At 68.7% G+C, this 3,055-nt stretch carries 2 protein-coding genes; both read right to left on the bottom strand.

The window, feature by feature from the left end; translation table 11 throughout:
* A partial coding sequence (locus STBA_RS28225; RefSeq protein ID WP_143659639.1) for a type I polyketide synthase occupies positions 1-1,872 on the bottom strand: 1,872 nt, incomplete at its 3' end.
* Positions 1,873-1,914: 42 nt separating this feature from the next.
* Positions 1,915-3,055 (bottom strand): KR domain-containing protein (locus STBA_RS28220; RefSeq protein WP_216355983.1); only part of this gene is annotated, 1,141 nt, incomplete at its 5' end.

Below are 3,055 nucleotides of genomic sequence, written 5' to 3'. Positions count from 1 at the left end.
ATCCCCAAGCTCCCACTCCACGAAGGGCGCAAGAGCCGCCGCGCACTCCGCGAGCCGCGCCGCAAACACCGGCGAGGACTCGGCCAACTCCCGGCCCATCCCCACCCACTGCGAACCCTGACCCGGAAACACAAACACTGCCCGGCCCACGCCCCCGGGGGCGACCTCACCGGTGATCACACCCGTCGCGGGCTGGTCCGTGGCCACCGCGGCCAGCCCCGCCAGCAGCACCTCACGCTCCGACCCCAGCACCACCGCACGATGCTCAAACACCGACCGCGTCAAGACCAAAGAGCGCGCCACATCCGACGCCGCCAACTCCGGCCGCCCGACCACATGCTCCCGCAACCGACCCGCCTGACCCGCAAGCGCCACCGCACTACGACCCGACACCACCCACGGGCGGACCGAGACCGCATCGGCCAGCACCGGCAGCCCCGGTTCCTCGTCAGCTTCCGGGGCGGGCTCGGGCTGCTCAGGGGCGCCCGGAGCCTCCTCGAGGATCAGGTGCGCGTTGGTGCCACTGACGCCGAAGGCCGAGACACCGGCCCGTCGGGGCTGGTCGCCCGCGGGCCATTCGCGTTCTTCCTGGAGCAGCTGCACGTTCCCGGCCGACCAGTCCACGTGCGTGGACGGCTCCTCGGCGTAGAGGGTCTTCGGCAGGACGCTGTGCTGGAGCGCAAGCACCATCTTGATGACACCCGCCACGCCGGCCGCCTGCTGGGTGTGGCCGATGTTGGACTTCACCGAACCCAGCCACAACGGACGGTCCTCAGCCCGCTCCCGCCCGTAGGTGGCCAGCAGGGCACCGGCCTCGATCGGGTCACCCAGTGCGGTGCCGGTGCCGTGCGCCTCCACCACATCAACATCCGCCGCCGACAGCTGCGCGTTCGCCAGCGCGGCACGGATCACCCGACGCTGCGAAGGACCATTCGGCGCCGACAGACCGTTCGACGCACCATCCTGATTCACCGCACTGCCCCGGATCACCGCAAGCACCTGATGCCCGTTACGCCGCGCATCCGACAGACGCTCAAGCACCACCACACCCGCGCCCTCGCCCCAGCCGATGCCGTCGGCCTCGTCCGAGAACGCCTTGCACCGGCCGCTGGAGGCCATACCGCCCTGCTCGGAGAAGTCCATGAACGCACCCGGCAGAGCCATGATGGCGACGCCGCCGGCCAGCGCCATCGAGCACTCACCACCGCGAAGCGCCTGCACCGCCTGGTGCAACGCCACCAGCGACGACGAACACGCCGTGTCCACCGACACCGCCGGACCCGTCAGACCGAGCGTGTAGGAGATCCGGCCGGAGGTCACTGATGACAGACCACCGGTGAGGCGGTATCCGTCCAGGCTTTGATCGTCGTTGGGCAGAACGGAGCTGTATCCGGAGTGGTTGGCGCCGATGAAGACACCGGTGGCCGAGCCGTGCAGCGAAGACGGAGCGAGACCCGCCCGCTCGATCGCCTCCCAGACGGTCTCCAGCAGCAGCCGCTGCTGCGGGTCCATCGCCATCGCCTCACGCGGACTGATCCCGAAAAAGGCTGCGTCGAAGTCCGCCACGTCGTAAATGAATCCGCCCTGCCGGACATACGCCTGCCCGCTCCGGACCGCCTCGTCGCCGAACTCCTCCTCGAAAGCTTCCCAGCCACGGTCAGTCGGGAAGTCCGAGATTGCGTCCGTGCCGGCTGTCACCAGGTCCCAGAACTGCTCGGGGCCACGGATGTCACCCGCGTAACGGCAACCCAACCCCACAATCGCGATCGGCTCGCGGGTGCCGTACTCCAACTCCCGGATGCGTTCGCGCGCCTCGTAGTAGTCGGCCGCCAACTTCTTCAAGGCGTCGAGCATCTGCTTGTCATCAGCCACGGTGAACCCTCCTCGACAGCGCCCCAGCCTGACCACGCGTGATCATCGCGAGCCCCCAAGTTCCTTGTTGATGAAGGCCAGCACCTCATCGGCAGAGGCTTCGTCAAGCTGCCCGGTGATGGCTTGCCGTCCGGTGGCACCGGGGCCGGATTCGTTGGAACCGCTGCTGCGCAGCCAACGGGACAGCATGGTCTGCATGCGTTCAGTGATGTCCTGGCGCACATCGGCGCCGCCTTCAATGGATTCCAGTGCGGCGGCCAACCGGTCCAGGTCGGCCAGGACCGCATCTCCCTGGTCGGCGCCATCTGTTGCCCCGCCGATATCGACGAGTTCGCCTCGTATGTACTCGGCGAGCACCGCGGCGTTCGGGTAGTCGAAGACCATCGTCGAGGGCAGCCGCACCCCGGCCGCCGCCGACAACCGGTTCCGCAACTCGACCGCGCCAACCGAGTCGAAGCCCAGGTCCTTGAACGCCCGCTGCGGCAGCACATCCGCCGCCGCATCGTGCCCAAGCACCGCCGCCGCGTTACTACGCACCAAGTCCGTCAGCACCTGCCGCTGGTCGCCTACCGGCATGACCGAGAGACGCGCGGCCAGCTCCGACGTGTCCGCCGAGACGCTGGACTCGGCTTCGGCCGCGAGGATCTCGCGGACCTCGGACAGGGCCGACAGCAGCGGACTGGGGCGATGCAGGGTGTAGGTCGGCACGAACTGCGCCCAGTCGAAACCGGCAACAGCGATCGAACCCTCACCCGCATCCAGCACCTGACCCAGAGCACGCATCCCACGCTCCGCGTCAATGCCCTCCATGCCGTAGTGCAGCAGCCGGTCCCCGCCTTCACTGGCGGCCATGCCGATACCGGCCCACAGGCCCCACGCCACCGAACTGGCCACCAGACCACGGCCCCGCCGGCTGTCACACAGGGCGTCGAGGTAGGCGTTCGCCGCCGCATAAGCGCTCAGCCCGCCACTGCCCCAGGTGCCCGCGCCGGAAGAGAACAGCATGAACGCGTCCAGGTCCCGGTCAGCGGTCAGCTCATCCAGCACCGCCGCACCACCGGCCTTCGCCGACAGCATGGCCGAGAGATCAGCCGCCTCAACTTCCCCCACCAGCTTGCCGCTGTTCAGTCCGGCGGCGTGCATGACCGACGACAGGCCGACACCCGTGACGTCCATCCAGGTC

Source organism: Streptomyces sp. MP131-18 (genome assembly GCF_001984575.1).
GTDB lineage: Bacteria > Actinomycetota > Actinomycetes > Streptomycetales > Streptomycetaceae > Streptomyces > Streptomyces johnsoniae.
Note: the sequence above shows the minus strand (reverse complement) of the source record. Positions and strands in the feature narration are given on the sequence as shown.